This window comes from Klebsiella sp. BDA134-6, from assembly GCF_015601345.1.
GTDB lineage: Bacteria > Pseudomonadota > Gammaproteobacteria > Enterobacterales > Enterobacteriaceae > Klebsiella > Klebsiella grimontii.
On sequence record NZ_CP064784.1, the window covers coordinates 598,947 to 619,509 of the forward strand.

The window sequence follows — 20,563 nt, forward strand, 5'->3', positions numbered from 1 at the left end:
TGTGATGACTTTAAATGCTTAAGCCGGGCGGACCCGGCCTACGGTGTACTGTCGTTAGTAGGCCGGGTCCACCCGGCACGTTGCATCACTCTTCGCCGGTAAACCCAGCGCGGTTGAGCAGGAACTGCGACAGCATCGCCACCGGACGACCGGTCGCGCCTTTGGCTTTACCGGAACGCCACGCGGTACCGGCGATATCCAGGTGCGCCCAGTTGTACTTACGGGTAAAGCGCGCCAGGAAGCAGCCCGCGGTAATCGCTCCGCCGGGACGGCCGCCGATGTTCGCCATATCGGCGAAGTTAGATTCCAGCTGTTCCTGGAACTCGTCGGCAAGCGGCAGACGCCATGCGCGATCGCCTGCCAGTTCGGAGGCGCCGATCAGCTCGTGGGCCAGCGGATTGTGGTTCGACATCAGGCCGGTGATGTGATGGCCCAGCGCTATCACGCAGGCGCCGGTCAGCGTCGCCACGTCGATTACCGTCTCCGGCTCGAAGCGCTCGACGTAGGTCAGCACATCGCACAGCACCAGGCGCCCTTCGGCATCGGTGTTCAGCACTTCAACCGTTTGCCCGGACATCGTGGTCAACACGTCGCCTGGGCGGTAGGCGCGACCACCCGGCATGTTTTCACATCCAGCAAGCACGCCGACAACGTTCAGTGGCAGCTGAAGTTCTGCCACCATGCGCATCACGCCGTACACTGCCGCCGCGCCGCACATATCGTATTTCATCTCGTCCATGCCTTCGGCAGGCTTGATGGAGATGCCGCCGGAGTCAAAGGTCAGGCCTTTACCGACCAGCACGATAGGACGCGCATCCTCCGCCGGGTTGCCTTTGTATTCGATAACCGACATCAGCGATTCGTTCTGCGAACCGTTGCCGACCGCCAGATAAGAGTTCATTCCCAGCTCTTTCATCTGCTGTTCGCCGATAACGCGGGTAATGACGTTCTTGCTGTAGGTATCGGCCAGCTGGCGCGCCTGAGAGGCCAGATAGGCGGCATTACAGATGTTTGGCGGCATATTGCCGAGATCTTTCGCCGCTTTGATGCCGGCAGCAATCGCCAGACCGTGCTGAATGGCGCGTTCGCCGCTGGTCAGCTCGCGACGGGTCGGGACGTTGAAAACCATTTTACGCAGCGGGCGGCGCGGCTCGCTTTTGTTGGTTTTCAACTGGTCAAAGCTGTACAGCGTTTCTTTAGCGGTCTCGACCGCCTGACGCACTTTCCAGTAGTTATTGCGGCCTTTGACGTGCAGCTCGGTCAGGAAGCAGACGGCCTCCATTGAACCGGTATCATTCAGCGTATTGATAGTTTTCTGAATGACCTGCTTGTACTGACGTTCATCCAGCTCGCGCTCTTTACCACAGCCAATAAGCAGAATGCGCTCCGACAGAATATTCGGCACATGGTGCAGCAATAAAGTCTGGCCAGGTTTGCCTTCCAGCTCGCCGCGACGCAGCAGGGCGCTGATATAACCGTCGCTAATTTTATCAAGCTGTTCGGCGATGGGGGAGAGGCGCCGTGGTTCAAAGACGCCGACCACGATACAGGCGCTCCGCTGCTTCTCCGGGCTACCGCTTTTTACACTGAACTCCATGCACTATGCTCCTGAATCTTAAAGACAACAGTGGTGGCTACAGATATACTCGTCGTCTTTCAAGTTGCAGATGCGTTGGCTGCGCCTGCTCACCCCTGTCACTTACCTGATGTAAGCTCCGGGGCTTCACAGTCTTGCCGCCTGCCTGCAACTCGAAATCCATAGAGTATAGAAATTGAAAGCTTTCGTAACTCATGTCCGCTGTTGTGGTGACTTCGTGTTAATCTTAACGTTATTACGGCCTTGGTTCGTCAGAAAAGATCCTGATACGCAGAACCAGCGAGTCATTTAATCTTAGCGATGTTTTCGACGACCAAAGAGAATAAATGACGTTTAAGCCATGAAACAAGCAATTTTCCTGCAATAAAACGGGTTTTTACGGGCGTATTTATAGTGATAATCATAAGATATCTGGTTCGTGAGACGCTGAAAAGCCAGTTGGCGATCCTATTCATCCTGCTGCTCATTTTCTTTTGTCAGAAACTGGTCAGGATCCTCGGCGCCGCTGTTGATGGCGATATCCCGACAAATCTGGTGCTCTCGCTGCTAGGGCTGGGCGTACCTGAAATGGCGCAGCTTATTCTGCCCCTGAGTTTATTCCTCGGGCTGCTGATGACGCTGGGTAAACTGTATACCGAAAGCGAAATCACGGTGATGCACGCCTGCGGCCTGAGCAAGGCAGTGCTGGTGAAAGCCGCCATGATCCTGGCGCTCTTTACGGGCATCGTCGCGGCGGTCAACGTGATGTGGGCCGGGCCCTGGTCTTCTCGTCACCAGGATGAAGTGCTGGCGGAAGCGAAAGCGAACCCCGGCATGGCGGCGCTGGCTCAGGGCCAGTTCCAGCAGGCCAGCGATGGCAGCGCGGTGCTGTTTATTGAGAACGTCAACGGCAACCGCTTCAGCGATGTTTTCCTTGCTCAGCTGCGGCCGCGAGGCAACGCACGCCCGTCGGTGGTTGTCGCGGATACCGGCGAGCTCTCGCTGCGTAAAGACGGCTCGCAGGTGGTGACCATGAATCAGGGCACCCGCTTTGAAGGCACCGCGATGCTGCGCGACTTCCGCATTACTGACTTCAAAAACTATCAGGCGATAGTCGGCCATCAGGCGGTGGCATCCGATCCGAACGATACCGAGCAGATGGATATGCGTACCCTGTGGCGTACCGATACCGATCGCGCCCGGGCGGAGCTGCACTGGCGCTTCACGCTGGTCGCGACGGTATTCATCATGGCGCTGATGGTGGTGCCGCTTAGCGTGGTAAACCCGCGCCAGGGCCGCGTGCTGTCGATGCTGCCGGCGATGCTGCTCTATCTGGTGTTCTTCCTGCTGCAAACGTCGATTAAATCGAGCGGCGGTAAAGGCAAAATGGATCCGATGATCTGGATGTGGGCGGTAAACCTGCTCTATTTCGCGTTGGCCGTGCTGTTGAACCTGTGGGATACGGTGCCGATGCGCCGCTTCCGTGCCCGTTTTAACAAAGGAGCGGCGTGATGCAGGCGTTTGGGGTACTTGACCGTTATATCGGTAAGACGATTTTCAATACCATCATGATGACCCTGTTCATGCTGGTTTCCCTCTCGGGCATTATCAAGTTTGTCGACCAGCTGAAAAAGGCCGGGCAGGGCAACTATGATGCGCTGGGGGCAGGAATCTACACGATTCTCAGCGTGCCGAAAGATATCCAAATCTTCTTCCCGATGGCGGCGCTGCTCGGCGCGCTGCTGGGGCTGGGGATGCTGGCGCAGCGCAGCGAACTGGTGGTGATGCAGGCTTCCGGCTTTACCCGTCTGCAGGTGGCGCTGTCGGTGATGAAAACCGCGATTCCGCTGGTGCTGCTGACCATGGCGATGGGCGAGTGGGTTGCCCCGCAGGGCGAGCAGATGGCGCGTAACTATCGTGCTCAGCAGATGTACGGCGGATCGCTGCTTTCAACGCAGCAGGGGCTGTGGGCGAAAGACGGCCATAACTTTGTGTATATCGAGCGGGTAAAAGGCAGCGATGAGCTGGGCGGAGTGAGCATCTACGCCTTTAACGACCAGCGCCGCCTGCAGTCCGTTCGCTATGCCGCTTCGGCAAAGTTTGACACCGAGAATAAGCTCTGGCGGCTGTCGCAGGTGGATGAATCCAACCTGACTGACCCGAAACAGGTCACCGGAACGCAGACGGTCAGCGGGACCTGGAAGACCAACCTGACGCCGGACAAGCTCGGCGTGGTGGCGCTGGACCCCGACGCGCTGTCTATCAGCGGCCTGCACAACTATGTTACCTATTTGAAGTCCAGCGGTCAGGATCCGGGCCGCTATCAGCTCAATATGTGGAGCAAGATCTTCCAGCCGCTGTCGGTGGCGGTGATGATGCTGATGGCGCTGTCGTTTATCTTTGGCCCGCTACGTAGCGTGCCGATGGGCGTCAGAGTGGTGACCGGGATCAGCTTCGGCTTCATCTTCTACGTGCTGGACCAGATTTTCGGCCCGCTCACCCTGGTGTACGGCATCCCGCCGATTATCGGCGCGCTGTTGCCGAGCGCCAGCTTCTTCTTGCTGAGCCTCTGGCTGATGATGCGTAAATCCTGACGTCACGCGCCCCCTTCCTGAATTCAGAAAGGGGGCGTTTTTTTAGCGTTTCCGCCCGCCAAGCAAGCTTCCCAGCATTCCCCTGACTATCTGATTGGTGACCTGACGCACCGCGCTCCTGGCTGCCGTTTGTACGATACCGTCGCGTTTGCCGCCGCGCGGGCCGGTGGTGCCGAACAGAATGTCTTTTAATCCGCCCAGCAGGCCGTCGTCATCGCCGCTTTGCTGGCCTTTTGCGGGCGGTGACTGCTGCTGCTCCGTTGTGCTCTGAACGCCCTGTTGCAGCATTTCAAAGGCCGATTCACGGTCGATCTCTTCTTCATATTTTCCGTACAGCGGCGAGTGGTTAAGTAGCCCGTTGCGTTCGTCATCGGTGACCGGCCCCATACGCGAGCAGGGGGCGATAACCATTGCGCGTTCCACTATCGAAGGGCTGCCTTTCTCATCAAGAAAGGAGATCAGCGCTTCGCCGGTGCCCAGCTCCTGAATCGCCTGTTCGGTACTGAACGCCGGATTCGCGCGCATGGTCTGCGCGGCAGTTTTTACCGCTTTTTGGTCTTTCGGCGTGAAGGCGCGCAGGGCGTGCTGCACGCGATTACCCAGTTGGCCGAGAACCGCATCGGGAATGTCCGACGGGTTTTGTGAAACAAAATAGACCCCGACGGCTTTAGAACGAATCAGACGAATGACCTGCTCGATTTTATCCAGCAGCACCTGCGGCGCATCGTTAAACAGCAGATGCGCTTCATCAAAGAAAAAGACCAGCTTTGGCTTCTCCTGGTCGCCGGCTTCCGGCAGCCGTTCGTAAAGCTCGGAGAGCATCCATAGCAGGCTGGCGGCGTACAGCTTCGGCATCTGGTAGAGCTTCTCGGCGCTCAGGATATTAATCACCCCTTTACCCTCAGCGTCGACGCGCATCCAGTCCTGAATATCGAGCATAGGTTCGCCGAAAAAGTGCTCCGCCCCCTGCTGCTCAAGGGTGAGTAACCCGCGCTGAATCGCCCCTACGGAGGCGCTGCTGATATTGCCGTACTGGTTCTGAAACGCTTTGGCGTTGTCGCCAATGTATTGGGTAATGGCGCGCAGGTCTTTAAAGTCGAGCAGCAGCAGCCCGCGATCGTCGGCGATACGGAAAATGATATTCAGCACCCCGGACTGAACCTCATTGAGGTTGAGCAGGCGAGCCAGCAGCAGGGGCCCGAGATCGGAAACCGTGGCGCGCACCGGGTGGCCTTTTTCGCCGAAAATATCCCATAGCACCACCGGATTGGCGTGCGGCTGCCAATCCGTTGCGCCAATTTTCTCCAGCCGCGCCTGCAGCTTTTCCGAACTTTGGCCCGACTCGGCGATACCGGTGAGGTCGCCTTTCACATCGGCCATAAATACCGGAACGCCGATCTCCGAGAACGACTCCGCCAGCTTTTGCAGGGTGACGGTTTTACCGGTCCCCGTGGCGCCGGTAATTAAGCCGTGGCGGTTGGCCATAGCGGGCAGTAAATGCAGCTGTTTATCCAGCGTGCGGGCAATTAGCAGAGGTGCGCTCATGATCGATTTCTCCATTTATCCTGCTGCGAGTATAGGCAACTTGATGACAAAAGCAGGGAAATCACGTGCGCCTTCGCTTATTCGCTTCAGGCGCAGTGGCGCTGAATTAACGCGATGCTCTGCTCAATTTCGCGGCGGATATCGTCTTCGCTCCAGTTTGCCAGCTCCGGCGCGAAGGGCTCGAACGCATACACGCCCTGATAACCGCGCGCCTCCAGGTTTTTGACCTGCTCGCAGCTGTGCAGCTGGTCTTTTGCGCTCAGCATGATGCGCTCATTGTCGGTAAGGGCTTCGCGTGGGCGGGTATCCTCTACGCCGGAAAGATGGACCAGACCGATTTCGCCGATATCCACCTGGTTAAACTCCTGCTCCGCCTGCGGATAAAGATGATGATGGAAGGTATCGATCAGCAGCTTAAACGGCACCCGCGCGTCGTGGATCAGCGTTTGCGCCTGCGCCGAGGAGCGCAGCGAGCTCTGCGGGAAACCGAGCGGTTCCACCAGTCCCTGAATGCCGTAGAAGGCGAATAACGGCGCCAGGTCACGCAGGGCGTTAAGGGTTTCGCTCGCCGGAACCTCGGTACCATCGTTCAGCGGGCACAGCACCAGCGATTTGGCGCCAACGGCTTTGGCTTCTTTTAACAATGACTCCGTCAGGCTACGAACCTCTGCGGTGCGGCAGTTGAAAGGGTAGACCGCGTTGATCGTGAGGATCTCAATATGGTAGCGGTCAGCCAGCTCGCGAACCTGCTGGTGGCTCAGGTCGTCGGTTACTTTTCCGCTGGGGAGGTCGTTACGTAGCTCGACTTTGTTCAGCCCGAGGCTGTTCACCAGCCGGAAAAAGGCCTCAATGCTGAATGACGGGGCGATCTTGCGGTTGATGCAGAAACGTTGCGATGCAATAGCCATTTTGACTCTCCAGAAACGTAGGGATCGAATTCGTTCGAATGCCTCATAGTCAAAACATTTATTCCAAAATTAGCAATGTATGAAATGGCGATTTTTTGAGCCGACTCGCAAAATATTTTTCTGTTGTGCTTTCATTGCTGCCGGTTCCAGAAGGCGCTACGTCTAATCTCTTTTTGTCGGGCTTTAGCGCGCAAGGCGGCGTTTCCTTACAATAAATTGCGACCATCGTCACCAAAATTGAATTTCATTAGCTATCAATATTGAAATATTAATTTCATTTTACTACGGTTATAGCACAGCAGATCCAGCAATGGGCCGTACTGCGTTGGCCCCCGATACCCCATACAGATGAGGCGAGAGCATGACTATCACAGGAAACTTTATTGGCGGGAAAACCGTTACCAGCGGCAGCAACAACACAATGCCGGTATTCGACCCCGCGACGGGCAAAGTGGTCCGCGAAGTCACGTTATCGACCGCGCAGGAAGTCTCTGACGCCATTCAGGTGGCGCGTGATGCTTTTGAGAGCTGGTCGCGCACCACGCCGCTGCGCCGCGCGCGCGTGATGTTCAATTTTAAAATGTTACTGGAACAGCACGCTGAAGAGCTGGCGGGGATTATCGTCAGCGAGCACGGTAAAGTGTTTTCCGACGCGATGGGTGAGCTGACGCGCGGCATGGAAGTCGTCGAGTTTGCCTGCGGCATTCCGCATCTGATCAAAGGGGAGTTCTCATCGGATGTCGGTACCGGCGTTGACAGCTATTCTCTGATGCAGCCGCTGGGCGTGGTGGCGGGCATTACACCGTTCAACTTCCCGGCGATGGTACCGATGTGGATGTTCCCGCTAGCGCTGGCCTGCGGCAACAGCTTTGTCCTGAAGCCACCAGCGCTGGCGCCGACCGCCGCGGTGCGTCTGGCGGAATTGCTGAAAGAAGCGGGGCTGCCGGATGGCGTCTTTAACGTGGTGCACTGCAGCAATGAAGACGCTGAGCAGCTCTACCGGGACCCGCGTATCGCGGCGGTAAGCTTTGTGGGTTCGTCCGGCGTGGCGGAGCATATTTATAAAACCGCCAGCGCTTATGGCAAGCGAGTACAGGCGTTTGGCGCGGCGAAAAACCACGCGATTGTGATGCCGGATGCCGATCTGGATGCCACCGTGAACGCCATTATGGGCGGCGCGTTCGGCTCGGCGGGCGAGCGCTGCATGGCGCTGCCGGTAGTGGTCGCCGTCGGCGATGAAACGGCGGATAAACTGATTGCGCGCCTGAAGCCACTGGTGGAATCCCTGAAGGTTGGGCCGGGCTGTATGCGCGGAAAAGAAGAGAACGAAATGGGGCCGGTCGTTTCCGATACCCATCAGAAAAAAGTGCTGGGATATATTGATAAAGGGATCAGCGAGGGGGCGACGCTGGTGGTTGACGGCCGTAAGCCGCAGGTTCCCGGGTTTGAAGAGGGGTACTACGTCGGTGGAACGCTGTTCGACAACGTTACGCCGGAGATGACTATCTGGCGCGAAGAGATTTTTGGCCCGGTGCTGGGTATTGTCCGCGTGGCGGATTACCACAGCGCGCTGGAGCTGGTGAACAGCCATGAGTTCGGCAACGGTAGCGCCGTCTTTACCAGCAACGGCCACACCGCGCGTGAATTTGTACATGATGTCCAGGCCGGAATGGTTGGGGTCAACGTACCGGTACCCGTTCCCATGGCCTTCCATAGCTTTGGCGGCTGGAAACGCTCCGTATTCGGCGCCCTGAACGTGCATGGCCCGGATGGTGTGCGCTTCTATACGCGTATGAAAACCGCCACCGTCCGCTGGCCGCAGGGTCAGCAAACCGTATCTGAATTCAGTATGCCGACGTTAGGCTAATCGGCGAAGGAGAGCGCCATGTCTTTACTGGCTAAAGCAAAAAAAGAAGGGCAGATTCAGCACATCACCCCGCAGAGCGCGGGGTGGAAGTACATTGGTTTTGACGTCTGGATGTTAAAGAAAGGGCAAACCGTCACCCTGGAAAGCGGCGATCGCGAACTGTGCCTGGTGCTGGTCGCCGGGCTGGCTTCGGTAAAAACCACTCGGGCGGATTTCCCCAACCTTGGCCAGCGTATGTCGCCATTTGAGCGTACGCCGCCCTGGTCAGTCTATGTGCCGCCGCAGGATAAAGTCGAAGTGACGGCGGATTCAGACCTCGAGCTGGCCGTATGCAGCGCGCCGGGTAAAGGAACCTTCCCTGCACGGGTCATCTCCCCGCAGGACGTTGGCGTAGAGCATCGCGGTAAGGGGCGCAACCAGCGCCTGGTGCACAATATTCTTCCGGACAACGTGCAGGCGGACTGCCTGCTGGTGGTGGAGGTTTACACCGAGGAAGGGGCGACCAGCTCATGGCCGTCGCATAAGCACGATACGGCGCTGCCGGGTCAGGAAACCCAGCTGGAAGAGACCTACTATCACCGTTTCGATCCGCCGCAGGGTTTTGCCTTCCAGCGCGTCTACACCGATGACCGCAGCCTCGATGCCTGCATGGCTCCCTACAACCACGATGTGGTCATGGTGCCGCGCGGCTACCATCCGGTGGCGGCGATTGCCGGATATGACAGTTACTATCTGAACGTGATGGCCGGCCCGGATCGCAAATGGATGTTTACCTGGGAAGAGGATCACGCGTGGATCAATAGCCCTGATTATCCTCGCCACGATTAACGTCGCTTGAGGATAAAAAGGCCGGTTAGCGTTGCTAGCCGGCCTTTTTGATCCTGTAACCCGAATAAGATCGTCGTCGCAATCCTACCACATCCCCGGCTCGCGCTGCGCTGAGCCGGGCTACGGGTTTACCGTCGTCTGCGGACAAGTAGCCCGGATAAGACGTTTACGTCGCTATCCGGGAATAATGAAAAGCTTAAGCCAGCTGCACCCCCGGCTCGCGCTGCGCTGAGCCGGGCTACGGGTTTACCGTCGTCTGCGGACAAGTAGCCCGGATAAGACGTTTACGCCGCAATCCGGGAATAATGAAAAGCTTAAGCCAACTGCACCCCCGGCTCGCGCTGCGCTTAGCCGGGTTACGGGTTTAACGTTGTCTGCGGACAAGTAGCCCGGATAAGACGTTTACGTCGCCATCCGGGAGGCATGAAAAATTTAAGCCAGCTGCTTCGTCTCTGCATCCTTGCTGCTGTTCAGCGCCAGCGAGACCGCCAGAGTCTGGGCCAGGCACAGCGAGGCCACCTGTGAACGGAAACCATCAACCTGCGCCTCGCGCACCACGAAGCAGACGTCGCTGAAGGCCGCGAGCGGGCTGACCTGGCTGTCGGTAATCGCTATCTGCCGTGCTTTACGCTGCGCGCCGAGCTCCACCAGTTCAACCACTTCCCGCGCATACGGAGAGAAGCTCACCGCCACCACGACATCTTTCGGCCCGACCAGGCTGAGCTGCTCGGTAAACATGCCGCCCAGACCGTCAATCAGGAACGCTTTACGGTCCAGATGGCGCAGGGCGTAGGTCAGATAGGAGGCGACGCTAAAGGAGCGGCGCAGGCCGATAACGTAGATATTCTCCGCTTCCGCCAGCAGCGCGACCGCGCGCTGCAGATCGTCGCCAGAGGTCTGCATCGCCAGCTGCTGCAGCGCCTGGGTATTGACCATGGTGAACATATTCAGGATTTCGGTCGGCGTTTCCGGCGGGGTTGCGTCATCCGTGGTGGTCTGGCGGAACAGACGCGCGCGCTCGGTATAGTTAGCCGTCTCTTCCATCAGGTGCTGCTTGAACATCTGCTTCATTTCGTTGAAGCCGCTAAAACCAAAGGCGTTAGCGAAGCGGATCAGCGTGGAAGGGGGGACGTCAGCTTGTTGCGCGATAGAGGCCACGGTGTCGAAAGCCACGCTATTGCTGTTATCGAGAATATAGCGGGCTACCTGTTTCAGGCGTTTGCTTAACGTGTCGTAGCGACGCCTGATTTCATCCTGCAAGATGGTAAGTTGGGTCGGATTATTGGCCATAGATTGCGCTCTGAGAAAATGAAAGGAATATAATTTCCAGTGTATCAAATGAAGCGAATTTTTCATTTACTACGATGAAATACGCGATTCATTTCACGAAGATCCAGAAAAAAGCCCGCATCTTCTGAAGAGGATGCGGGCCTGGGCTGAATCAGCCGCGGGCTTCTCGCCAGTAGCCGATGAGCGTGAGGTAGTTGCGTTTCACTTCGTTAATCAGCGCCTCGTCGCTGAGCTCTCCCTGCATCCAGCGCCGTGAAGGTTGGCCAAAAATGGTGCGCCCGACGGCAAAACCTTTGATCATCGGATGCTTCGCCGCTTCAGCAAAACCGGCGCGCAGTCGGTCCGAAGGAGCGTCGAGGCCGAGGATTAAGATCCCGCGGCACCAGCTATCTTCGCGCGCGATCAGTTTGCCGATCCTTTCCCATTCCGCGCTCGACAGCGGCGGCAGCTTCCACCAGTCCGGCTGGATGCCCAGCTGATAGAAATGCTCCAGCATGTCGTGGTAGTGGCGTTCATCTTTATCCGGGCCGTTTTCCGGCAGGATGATTTCCAGCAGCAGTTCATGCCCGGACTTGTTGCACGCCTGCCAGACCTCCAGCAGCAGCGCATCCTGTTCGGCGCGCAGCTCGGCGGGATCGGCCGGATGATAGAAGACCAGGCATTTCACCACGTGTTCCAGCGGCCAGTCGATCAGCTGGGAACCGATGTTGCCATGTTCCAGGCGCAGCGGGCGTGAGCTCGGCATTTCAATCGGCCGACCAATCCACCAACCCTTGCCGGTGATGGCATTGAGCGAACGCTGGCCGTAGGTGCCATCGGCGAGGATGCCGCTGCGACCGTCAAGACCGGCTTCATCTGCAGCGGCTTCCGCGGCAGCCAGCAGCAGCAGCTTCAGCTGCGGAATACAGGATTCATCACGCCCGGTTTCCAGCGCCAGGTCTGCCAGCTGCTTACGGTGGTCAAAGGCGAAAATGCACAGCTCCGGCCACGCCTGGCGGCGGCTGGTGACGCGATGGAGATGGTTGAGGCGAGCGTCGATATCCGGACGCGGCACCGATTCTGCCCGCGACAGATAGTCGTCAAGCTCGGCTTTGGTCGGCATCGCGGGCGCGCAGCCGTGGCGTGAAACCACCAGCGCGCCGCAGGCGTTAGCGTAGCGACAGGCCTGCTCCCAGCCTTCATCGTTAAGCCAGCCGCGCAACAGGCCGGACATAAAGGCATCGCCCGCGCCCAGGACGTTAAGCACGTCTACACGTACGCCCTGCTGCAGCGGCACGCTATCCCAGCTGTCGGGAATGGCGCCTTCCAGCACCACGCAGCCCATCGGACCGCGCTTGCAAACCAGCGTCGCTTTTGTGGCGTTACGCACGTTTTTCAGCGCGGTCAGGGTATCGGTGCTGCCGCCGGCAATATGAAACTCCTCTTCAGTCCCCACCACCAAATCGAACAGATGCAGGACTTCCTGCAGCTGGCTGGTTACCTGGCCGGATTCAATGAAACGCGTTTCACCGTCGCCTAAAGACGTTAACCCCCAAAGCACCGGACGATAGTCGATATCCAGCGCGGTACGCAGTCCGTGGCGGCGGGCGTACTCCAGCGCCTTCAGCACCGCTTCGCGCGTGTTGGCGTGCGAAAGATGGGTGCCGGTTACCGCCAGTGCCCGGGAAGAGGCGATGTACTCTTCCTTAATATCTTCTGGCGAAAGGGCCATATCGGCGCAGTTATCGCGGTAAAAAATCAGCGGAAACGTCTCCTGATCTTTAATCCCCAGCATCACTAACGCTGTCAGGCGCTGCTTATCGGTGATCAGATATTCGGTATCGACGCCGGCGCGGCTCAGAGTTTCGCGTAGAAAACGGCCATTATGCTCATCGCCCACGCGAGCGAGCATTGCCGATTTTAATCCCTGAATGGCGGTGCCGAAGGCGACGTTGCCGGAAGAGCCACCCAGGTATTTAGAAAAACTGGCGACATCTTCCAGCCTCGCGCCAATCTGCTGGGCATAGAGATCGACTGCCACCCGGCCAATACAGATGACGTCGAGTCGCTTTACTGCTGCATTCATAGCTAGGGTTTCCTTTTGCATTTCTGCTGTACGGAAGAGTCGGAATGCCGACAGCGTCTCCGAAAACAGCCTGAGGGTTATTGGTTACCCTTAGTTTGAGAAATAAATATTTCATTTGCAAACTAGATCGAAATTAAAAAACCAAAAATGTGAGGGATATACCACTATGCCGCGCTGAGCCTCATTCTGCCTCGGATCCTGGGCTGCGGCTGAAAGTTGAACTGGAGCCCGTTTGGATGTGGTCTTTACCTATGATTTTTAAGGGGATATTAAGAGGTGGGCCGCGTAATTTGCGCGTTATCCCGTATACAGGATGCGAATGAAACGGGTGAAATGCATAGAGAGTTTGATCCCTCTCGCAAAATGAAATATTTCTTCTGTATTTCTATTTAATGAAAAAAATGTTTGCCTATAATCCAGAAGTATTCCAGTGGCGTTAACGGTTTCCCTGACTCATCGCTTGTATCGCTGCGCAGGGCAAAACGCTAACCCACACGCAAATACTGACAATAAGGATTGGGCAACATGGGCAAACTGAGACTGACAATGGCGCAGGCGCTGGTGAAGTTCCTGGATAACCAGTACCTGGAAGTCGATGGCGAAGAGCATAAGTTCGTCAAAGGCATCTTTGCTATCTTTGGCCACGGCAACGTGCTGGGAATGGGCCAGGCCCTTGAACAAGATAGCGGTGAAATGCGGGTCTATCAGGGGCGTAACGAGCAAGGGATGGCGCATGTCGCCACCGGTTTTGCCAGACAGTCTTTGCGTCGTCAGATTATTGCCTGTACTTCCTCCATTGGCCCCGGCGCAGCGAATATGATTACCGCCGCCGCGACCGCGACCGCCAACCGCATCCCGCTGCTGCTGCTGCCGGGCGATGTGTTTGCGACCCGCCAGCCTGATCCGGTGCTGCAGCAAATCGAACAGAGCCACGATCTCAGCATTACCACTAACGACGCGTTTCGCGCGGTGAGTAAATATTGGGATCGCATCACCCGTCCGGAACAGCTGATGAGCGCCTGCATCAACGCCATGCGCGTGTTGACTGACCCGGCGGAAACCGGTGCGGTCACGCTCTGTCTGCCGCAGGATGTCCAGGGTGAAGCCTGGGATTATCCGGAATCCTTCTTTACCCGCCGGGTACACCGCCTTGATCGCCGTCCGGCCAGCGCCGCGCAGCTGGCGGATGCCGTGGCGGCGATTAAAGCCAGCCGTAAGCCGCTGATCGTTTGCGGCGGCGGGGTGAAATACTCCGGCGCAGGCGAGGCGTTGACCCGTTTTGCCGAGCGCTACGGCGTGCCGTTTGCCGAAACCCAGGCGGGTAAAGGCAGCGTTGTCTCTTCGCATCCTTATAACGTAGGCGGCGTCGGCGAAACCGGCTGCCTGGCGGCGAACCTGCTGGCGAAAGAGGCGGACTTAGTCATCGGTCTTGGCACGCGTTTCAGCGATTTCACCACCTCATCAAAATGGATTTTCCAGCACCCGGACGTGCGCTTCCTCAATATCAACGTCAGCAACTTCGACGCCTGGAAGCTGGATGGCATCCCGATGCTGGCGGATGCTCGCGAAGCCCTCACCGCTCTGGACGGCGCCCTGTCCGGCGAATCCTGGCAGGCTGGCTGGGGAGAGCAGATTGAAAGCGTACAGAGCCGCCAGCTGAAAGAGACCCAGCGCGTTTACCAGGCGGTGTGGCAGGAAACCGCTTTCGTCCCGGAAATAGACGACCACCTGGATCGGGAATCGGTGTATCGCGAATTTCGCCAGATAACCGACTCCACCCTGACGCAAAGCAGCGTTCTCGGCGTACTCAACGAAACGCTGCCGGCGGATGCGGTAATTGTGGCGGCGGCGGGTAGCCTGCCGGGAGACCTGCAGCGCGTCTGGCGCAACCGGGCCACCAACACCTATCACGTGGAATACGGCTACTCCTGCATGGGGTATGAAGTCAGCGCCGCGCTGGGCGTGAAGTTAGCCCAACCGCAAAGCGAGGTCTATTCGCTGGTCGGCGACGGCTCGTTCATGATGCTGCACTCCGAGCTGGTCACCTCCCTGCAGGAGCGCGCGAAGATCAACATCGTGCTGCTCGACAACATGGCCAACGGTTGCATTAACAACCTGCAGATGGAGCACGGTATGGACAGCTTCGGCACCGAGTTCCGCTTCCGCTGCGCCGAATCGGGCCAGCTGCAGGGCGGACTGGTGCCGGTAGATTTCGCCACCGTCGCTGCCGGCTATGGCTGCAAAACCTGGCGCGTCACGACGCTAGAAGAACTGCGCCACGCGCTGGACGCCGCGCGCCGCGAAACCGTCAGTACCCTAATAGACATTAAAGTGCTGCCGAAAACCATGGTGCACAAATACGGCAGCTGGTGGAACGTCGGCGTCGCGCAGTCTGCGCTCTCCGAGCGGATCCGCAAGGTGGCGCAAATGATCAATGAAAAACGCGCTCAGGCGCGGGATTACTAAACAGAACATAAACCCTGAACCCTACAAATCTCGGGAGAAAACCAACTATGTCACTCAAATTAGGTGTCATCGGTGCCGGCGCTATCGGTAAAGAGCATATCCGTCGTTGCACTCAGGTACTGCAGGGAGCCACGGTCGTTGCGGTTTCGGACATCAACGAAGAGAACGCCCGCGCCGCGGTAGCGCTGCCGGGCGTGCATGCCGAAGTTTATGCCGACGGTCATGACGTGATTAAAGCCAGCGATGTCGATGCCATTCTGGTCACCTCATGGGACCCCACCCACGAAGAGTACACCCTGGCCGCTATCGCCGCCGGGAAGCCGGTGTTCTGCGAGAAGCCGCTGGCGATGAGCGCGGAAGGCTGCCGCCGCATCGTTGATGCGGAAATGAAAGCTGGTCGCCGCCTGGTGCAGGTTGGATTTATGCGCCCTTACGACGAAGGCTATCTGGCGCTGAAAAAAGTGATCGATGACGGCGACATCGGCGCGCCGCTGATGCTGCGCTGCGCGCACCGCAACCAGTCGGTGGGCGAGGATTACATCACCAACATGGCGATCACTAACACCCTGATTCACGAACTGGATGTGCTGCGCTGGCTGCTGAATGACGACTATGTTTCCGTGCAGGTGCGCTTCCCGCGCTCCACGTCCCACACCCACGCGCGCCTGAAAGACCCGCAGATCGTGTCGTTTGAAACCAAAAAAGGCACACTGATCGACGTGGAAGTCTTCGTGAACTGCCAGTACGGCTACGACATCCAGTGTGAAGTGGTAGGGGAAACCGGGATTGCCCGCCTGCCTGAGCCGTCGGCCGTGCAGATGCGCAAAGCCGCTAATCTGTCGACCGCTATCCTGACCGACTGGAAGGATCGCTTTATCAAAGCGTATGACGTTGAGCTGCAGGCCTTTATCAATGATGTTCAGGCCGGCCAGCTGCACGGCCCATCGGCGTGGGATGGCTATGCGGCGTCCGTTGCTGCCGACGCCTGTATCAAAGCCCAGGAAACCAGCGAGCCGGTTGAGGTGACGCTGCCGGAATGCCCGGCATTCTACAAACGCTAATCCCGCTTTGCTGACGGAACTTCTTTGCACAGGTAACGACGATGAAAATTGCTTTTGACGTTGATGTCATTAAAGACCTCGGGGTAACCCGAATGGTCCATCAGGTGGCGGAGTGGGGCTACAAGTACATTGAGCAATCGCCGCACCCGCAGATCAACCCGTTCTACAAGCACCCGCGGGCCAGCCGGGAAATTATGGCTGAGTACAAGCAGGCGCTGCGCGATACCGGCGTGGAGCTCTCTTCGTTTATCTGCGTCTACCGCTGGTCCGGTCCGGATGAGCTGCGCCGTCAGGCGGCAGTGAAAAACTGGAAACGGCTGATCGAAATCGCGGTTGAAATGGGTGTACAGGTGATCAACACCGAGTTTTCCGGCGATCCTAACCAGCCGGAGATTTGCGATGAGATGTTCTATCGCTCCATGGAAGAGCTGCTGCCGATTTTTGAGCGCGAAGGCATCCGCGTTGAAATTCAGGCACATCCGTGGGACTTCTGCGAAGAGAACAACGAAACCGTCGATATTGTGAAGTCGTTTCGCAGCGATAACGTTAAGTACGTTTACAGCGTCCCGCACACCTTCTTCTATGACAAAGGCGTGGGTGATGTTGAGAAGATGCTGCGCTACGCGGGGAGCGATCTCTCCCATGTGCTGATCGCGGATACCCGCAACCATACAAAACATTGCCGCTATATCGTTAACCCGCCGGGCGTAGATGCCGTCGTTCACCAGCACGTGGGCGTCGGGGAAGGGGATGTTGATTTCGACGCGCTGTTCCGCACTCTGCGCGATATGAAATTTGCCGAGCAGACCTTCAAGGTCGGCGGTGAGCCTATTGTGGCCACCTCGCTGTTCGGTTACCCGGAAAAAATAAAATACCAGGCAGTGGAAACCCGTGAACTCATCGAACGTGAATTGCTGCGCCGGTAAGGCGCAGCGGCAGGAGCCCCTACTATGAACAAAGATAACGTAAAACTGGCTATCGCCCCGATTGGCTGGACTAACGACGATATGCCGGAGCTGGGCAGCGAAAATACTTTCCAGCAAATCGTCAGCGAAATGGCGCTGGCGGGCTTTACCGGCAGCGAAGTCGGCAGCAAATATCCACGCGATCCGGCGGTTCTCAAGCCGATGCTGGATATCCGCGGCATTCATATTTGCAACGCCTGGTTCAGCACCTTTTTTGCTAACGGCCAGCGGGAAAAGACCATTGATGAATTCGTTAACCACATGAATTTCCTGCATGCTATGGGCGCAAAAGTGATCGGCTGTTCCGAGCAGAGTGGCAGCATCCAGGGGCTGGAAAAGCCCATCCTGGAGAATGAGAAACCGTGCTTTAGCGAAGAAGAGTGGCAGCGGGTGGCGGAAGGCTACAACACCCTCGGTCGCCTGGCGGCGGAAAAGGGCATGCAGGTCTGTCTGCACCACCATATGGGTACCGGTATCCAGACGACGGCAGAGATCGACAAGTTTATGTCGCTGGTGGATGACAAAGTCTTCCTGCTCTACGACACCGGGCACGCCTGGTATTCCGAAGGCGGCGAAGAGCCGATGCTGGCGATTCTGAAAAAATATCTGCCGCGTATTAATCACGTGCACCTGAAAGACGTGCGTCCGCCGGTGATCGAGCAGGTGCGTCGCGAAGGGCTCTCCTTCCTTGACGGCGTGAAGAAGGGGACCTTCACCGTGCCGGGAGACGGCGTCATTGATTTCCGTCCGGTGTTTAAACTGCTGGACGAACATGGCTATAAAGGCTGGATGGTGGTTGAGGCCGAGCAGGATCCGGCGCTGGCCAACCCATTCGAATATGCCGTAAAAGCGCGCAAATATATCCGCGAGACGGCAGGAATCTAATCGTTGTTTTATTTTCAGGCCATACGTCGTATGGCCTGCTTTTTTTCCTCTGTCGTGACATTGCCTGGTGGCGAATAAGCGACGCTGTACGCGTTTCCCTCTCCTTTTGGGAGAGGTGCAGGGAGAGGGAAAAGTTTTACTTCACTTCCGCCAGCGCGGTCTTATCGACGTAGGGCTTCATCAGCGCATCGGCTTCCTTCTGCGCCGCCTGCACCGCGGCTTCCGGGGTAACGTTGGCATCGTTGACCACCGCGGCCAGCTGGTTTTCCATCGCTTTACGCACGGCAACGGTCTCCCAGGTGGAGTACCACGGATGGGCATACTTCAGCTGTTCGAGGGCGATAGCCGCGCGCGGATCCTGCTGCAGATACGCCTTCATTTCCGGCGTATCGTAGGCGGCCTTACGCGGGGAGAAGTAGCCGGTAAAGCGGCTCCAGGCGCCGTTGACCTGCGGGCTCACCAGATATGTCAGGAACTGGTACGCCGCTTTTTTCTGGGCGTCGTTGATGCCCTTGAAGCTCACCAGGCTGGCGCCGCCGATCGGTACCGCCCGCTGCTCTTTGGCCGGCAGCATCGCCACGCCCAGCTCAAAATCTTTGCTGTTCTCGCGCATAAAGCCCAGTGCGCCGGTGCTCAGCATCGCCATTCCAACTTTGCCGGAGAAGAAGCTGGCGCCAATCTGTTTCGAATTCAGCACGCCGGAAGGCATGACTTTGTCTTTATAGACCAGGTTCTGCCAGAAGCGCAGGGCGCCGATGGTGGTTGGCGTGTTGTAATAGACTTCGCCGGGATAGTCCTCGTTAAAGTATTTCCCGCCGTTGGCGCGCACCAGCGCCGAGAAGATCCAGCCGCCGTAATCATCGTTGGTCGACGGCAGCATGATCCCCCACTGGCCTTTGCTTTCGTCGGTCAGCTTTCTGGCGTCCGCCAGCAGCTCGGCCCAGGTTTGCGGCGGCTGCTTGATCCCGGCCCGATCGAACATCGTTTTGTTGTAGTAGAGGATCGGCGTCGAGTTATGGAACGGGATCGCATAGGTGGTGCCCATCACCTGGGCGTTTTTATGCATTGCGGGCCAGAACGCCTTCACCAGGAAATCCCCGGCTTTTTGATCGCCATACTGGAACAGCTCGTCCATCGGCAGGATCTCATCCTTCAGCGCCAGATCGGTGGTGAAGTTGGCGGACATAATCACCAGCGCGGGCGGCTGCCCAGCCTTCTGCGCCGATTCGGCTTTGATCTTGGTGGTGTCGTAGTTGCCGGTAAAGATCCCGCGCACTTCGACATCCTGCTGCGACTCGTTGAATTGCTTAATGACGCGGGTCATCTCCATGGTCAGCTTGCCGTCCACCGGCGCCGGAAACATGAAGTCGATCTTCTCTTTCGCCAGCGCCGCGCCGCTCAGGGCAAGGCTGAGCCCAACCGCGAGAGCGGTGAGAGGTTTAAACATGGTCTGTCTCCATCAGTAAATTATGCTGTTTCTCAGCATGAAAAAGATGCACATCGGCAGGTGAAAAGCCGAGGATCAGTGAATCGCCTTTCTCCGGCACCGCGCCGCGATGGCGACGGCTAAAGCGTAAGGTGCCGATGGGGGTGCTGACGTGGAGCAAATAATCGGCTCCCATCAGTTCTCGTTGCAGCACGGTGGCGGGCAAGCGCAGATGGTTCTCTTCCACGCGGTCGCTGATATGTTCCGGGCGAATGCCTAACCACACCCGGGGTTCATCACGGTAGCGCGGCGGCAGCGGATAGCGCAGCTCACCCAGTAATACCTCACCATCAGCGCAGGGCAGTGAGAGCAGATTCATCGCCGGAGATCCGATAAATCCGGCGACAAACAGGTTGGCCGGGTTGGCGTACAGATACTCCGGTCGCCCGACCTGCTGTACGTGGCCGCCGTTCATCACCACGATGCGGTCGGCCATCGACATCGCTTCCGTCTGGTCATGGGTGACGTAGACGGTGCTGGTTCTGAGCTGCTGGTGGAGGTCCATAATGCTGTCGCGCACTTCGCTACGCAGGCGGGCGTCGAGGTTGGAGAGCGGCTCATCCATCAGGAACAGGCGCGGATTGCGCACAATCGCCCGCGCCATCGCCACCCGCTGCCGCTGGCCGCCGGAGAGCTTCGCCGGTTTGCGATCGAGCAGCGTCTCCAGCTGCAGCATCTGCGCGACTTTATCTACCCGCGGCTGCCAACCGCTTTTTTCTTCCTTGCGTACCTTCATGCCGAAGGTGATGTTGTCGCGCACCGACAGGTGCGGAAACAGCGCATAGTTCTGGAAGATCATCGCGAAATTACGCTCTCTGGGCGACATGTCGGTGATGTTCTCATCGTGCAGCCAGATCTCCCCCTCGCTGACCGGCTCCAGCCCGGCGAGCAGGCGCAGCAGGGTGCTTTTACCGCAGCCGGACGGGCCCACCAGCACCACGAATTCCCCTTCGCGAATATCCAGCGACAGGGCGCTGAGAGCATGTTTACCATCAAACTGTTTACTGATGTTTTGCAGACTAAGCAT

General features: G+C 57.7%; 15 protein-coding genes. 8 read left to right on the forward strand and 7 right to left on the reverse strand.

Annotated elements, in window-relative coordinates; translation table 11 throughout:
• Positions 1 to 85: 85 nt before the first annotated feature.
• Positions 86 to 1,597, reverse strand: coding sequence for a leucyl aminopeptidase (gene pepA / locus IYV58_RS02810; RefSeq protein WP_004128283.1), 1,512 nt, complete (start codon positions 1,595 to 1,597; stop codon positions 86 to 88).
• Between the two features lie 393 nt (positions 1,598 to 1,990).
• Here pepA and lptF point away from each other — a divergent pair, with 393 nt between their 5' ends.
• Both lptF and lptG read left to right on the forward strand, forming a co-directional pair.
• Entirely contained in the window at positions 1,991 to 3,088 is a 1,098-nt protein-coding gene (lptF, locus tag IYV58_RS02815) for an LPS export ABC transporter permease LptF (protein WP_004128284.1), read from the forward strand.
• On the forward strand, positions 3,088 to 4,170 hold the full coding sequence (gene lptG / locus IYV58_RS02820) for an LPS export ABC transporter permease LptG (RefSeq protein ID WP_004128285.1): 1,083 nt from the start codon (positions 3,088 to 3,090) through the stop codon (positions 4,168 to 4,170). The genes lptF and lptG overlap by 1 nt, the downstream gene beginning before the upstream one ends.
• Positions 4,171 to 4,212: 42 nt before the next feature.
• Here the strand turns inward: lptG and IYV58_RS02825 are convergent, their stop codons facing one another.
• The gene (locus IYV58_RS02825; protein ID WP_142447046.1) at positions 4,213 to 5,715 is read right to left on the reverse strand and encodes a helicase HerA-like C-terminal domain-containing protein; all 1,503 of its coding nucleotides are present in this window, start codon (positions 5,713 to 5,715) and stop codon (positions 4,213 to 4,215) included.
• A gap of 86 nt (positions 5,716 to 5,801) precedes the next feature.
• Positions 5,802 to 6,623, reverse strand: a complete 822-nt coding sequence (locus tag IYV58_RS02830; RefSeq protein ID WP_004128287.1) for a TIM barrel protein — start codon at positions 6,621 to 6,623, stop codon at positions 5,802 to 5,804.
• Positions 6,624 to 6,984: 361 nt separating this feature from the next.
• Between IYV58_RS02830 and IYV58_RS02835 the strand changes: the two genes are divergently transcribed.
• Positions 6,985 to 8,490 carry a CoA-acylating methylmalonate-semialdehyde dehydrogenase gene (locus IYV58_RS02835; protein ID WP_004128288.1) on the forward strand — a complete coding sequence of 502 codons (1,506 nt, stop codon included), beginning with the start codon at positions 6,985 to 6,987 and terminating at the stop codon, positions 8,488 to 8,490.
• Between the two features lie 18 nt (positions 8,491 to 8,508).
• Positions 8,509 to 9,318 (forward strand): 5-deoxy-glucuronate isomerase, encoded by an 810-nt coding sequence (gene iolB, locus IYV58_RS02840; protein ID WP_004128289.1) that lies wholly within the window; start codon positions 8,509 to 8,511, stop codon positions 9,316 to 9,318.
• Positions 9,319 to 9,750: 432 nt separating this feature from the next.
• Here the strand turns inward: iolB and IYV58_RS02845 are convergent, their stop codons facing one another.
• Both IYV58_RS02845 and IYV58_RS02850 read right to left on the reverse strand, forming a co-directional pair.
• Positions 9,751 to 10,608 (reverse strand): MurR/RpiR family transcriptional regulator, encoded by an 858-nt coding sequence (locus IYV58_RS02845; RefSeq protein ID WP_004098142.1) that lies wholly within the window; start codon positions 10,606 to 10,608, stop codon positions 9,751 to 9,753.
• Positions 10,609 to 10,759: 151 nt separating this feature from the next.
• Positions 10,760 to 12,673, reverse strand: a complete 1,914-nt coding sequence (locus tag IYV58_RS02850; RefSeq protein WP_004128291.1) for a bifunctional 5-dehydro-2-deoxygluconokinase/5-dehydro-2-deoxyphosphogluconate aldolase — start codon at positions 12,671 to 12,673, stop codon at positions 10,760 to 10,762.
• A 525-nt stretch (positions 12,674 to 13,198) separates the two neighbouring features.
• Here IYV58_RS02850 and iolD point away from each other — a divergent pair.
• The 4 genes from iolD to iolE are packed head-to-tail and all read left to right on the forward strand — an operon-like array spanning position 13,199 to position 18,050.
• The gene (gene iolD, locus IYV58_RS02855; RefSeq protein ID WP_004128293.1) at positions 13,199 to 15,139 is read left to right on the forward strand and encodes a 3D-(3,5/4)-trihydroxycyclohexane-1,2-dione acylhydrolase (decyclizing); all 1,941 of its coding nucleotides are present in this window, start codon (positions 13,199 to 13,201) and stop codon (positions 15,137 to 15,139) included.
• A 47-nt stretch (positions 15,140 to 15,186) separates the two neighbouring features.
• Entirely contained in the window at positions 15,187 to 16,200 is a 1,014-nt protein-coding gene (locus tag IYV58_RS02860) for a bifunctional inositol 2-dehydrogenase/D-chiro-inositol 1-dehydrogenase (protein ID WP_004098145.1), read from the forward strand.
• A gap of 41 nt (positions 16,201 to 16,241) precedes the next feature.
• The gene (locus IYV58_RS02865; RefSeq protein WP_049112879.1) at positions 16,242 to 17,126 is read left to right on the forward strand and encodes a sugar phosphate isomerase/epimerase family protein; all 885 of its coding nucleotides are present in this window, start codon (positions 16,242 to 16,244) and stop codon (positions 17,124 to 17,126) included.
• A 24-nt stretch (positions 17,127 to 17,150) separates the two neighbouring features.
• Positions 17,151 to 18,050 carry a myo-inosose-2 dehydratase gene (gene iolE / locus IYV58_RS02870; protein WP_087829745.1) on the forward strand — a complete coding sequence of 300 codons (900 nt, stop codon included), beginning with the start codon at positions 17,151 to 17,153 and terminating at the stop codon, positions 18,048 to 18,050.
• A 136-nt stretch (positions 18,051 to 18,186) separates the two neighbouring features.
• Here the strand turns inward: iolE and IYV58_RS02875 are convergent, their stop codons facing one another.
• Both IYV58_RS02875 and IYV58_RS02880 read right to left on the reverse strand, forming a co-directional pair.
• Positions 18,187 to 19,497 (reverse strand): ABC transporter substrate-binding protein, encoded by a 1,311-nt coding sequence (locus IYV58_RS02875; protein WP_004108836.1) that lies wholly within the window; start codon positions 19,495 to 19,497, stop codon positions 18,187 to 18,189.
• A complete protein-coding gene (locus IYV58_RS02880; RefSeq protein WP_004128298.1) occupies positions 19,490 to 20,563 on the reverse strand; it encodes an ABC transporter ATP-binding protein in 1,074 nt (357 codons plus the stop codon). Before IYV58_RS02880 ends, IYV58_RS02875 begins: the two co-directional genes overlap by 8 nt.

What these genes read in the sequence shown, in the direction of transcription:
- pepA (WP_004128283.1), bottom strand. Translation starts at nt 1,597, where the DNA reads ATGGAGTTCAGTGTAAAAAGCGGTAGCCCGGAGAAGCAGCGGAGCGCC.
- lptG (WP_004128285.1), top strand. Translation starts at nt 3,088, where the DNA reads ATGCAGGCGTTTGGGGTACTTGACCGTTATATCGGTAAGACGATTTTC.
- IYV58_RS02825 (WP_142447046.1), bottom strand. Translation starts at nt 5,715, where the DNA reads ATGAGCGCACCTCTGCTAATTGCCCGCACGCTGGATAAACAGCTGCAT.
- IYV58_RS02830 (WP_004128287.1), bottom strand. Translation starts at nt 6,623, where the DNA reads ATGGCTATTGCATCGCAACGTTTCTGCATCAACCGCAAGATCGCCCCG.
- IYV58_RS02835 (WP_004128288.1), top strand. Translation starts at nt 6,985, where the DNA reads ATGACTATCACAGGAAACTTTATTGGCGGGAAAACCGTTACCAGCGGC.
- iolB (WP_004128289.1), top strand. Translation starts at nt 8,509, where the DNA reads ATGTCTTTACTGGCTAAAGCAAAAAAAGAAGGGCAGATTCAGCACATC.
- IYV58_RS02845 (WP_004098142.1), bottom strand. Translation starts at nt 10,608, where the DNA reads ATGGCCAATAATCCGACCCAACTTACCATCTTGCAGGATGAAATCAGG.
- IYV58_RS02850 (WP_004128291.1), bottom strand. Translation starts at nt 12,673, where the DNA reads ATGAATGCAGCAGTAAAGCGACTCGACGTCATCTGTATTGGCCGGGTG.
- iolD (WP_004128293.1), top strand. Translation starts at nt 13,199, where the DNA reads ATGGGCAAACTGAGACTGACAATGGCGCAGGCGCTGGTGAAGTTCCTG.
- IYV58_RS02860 (WP_004098145.1), top strand. Translation starts at nt 15,187, where the DNA reads ATGTCACTCAAATTAGGTGTCATCGGTGCCGGCGCTATCGGTAAAGAG.
- IYV58_RS02865 (WP_049112879.1), top strand. Translation starts at nt 16,242, where the DNA reads ATGAAAATTGCTTTTGACGTTGATGTCATTAAAGACCTCGGGGTAACC.
- iolE (WP_087829745.1), top strand. Translation starts at nt 17,151, where the DNA reads ATGAACAAAGATAACGTAAAACTGGCTATCGCCCCGATTGGCTGGACT.
- IYV58_RS02875 (WP_004108836.1), bottom strand. Translation starts at nt 19,497, where the DNA reads ATGTTTAAACCTCTCACCGCTCTCGCGGTTGGGCTCAGCCTTGCCCTG.
- IYV58_RS02880 (WP_004128298.1), bottom strand. Translation starts at nt 20,563, where the DNA reads ATGCTTAGTCTGCAAAACATCAGTAAACAGTTTGATGGTAAACATGCT.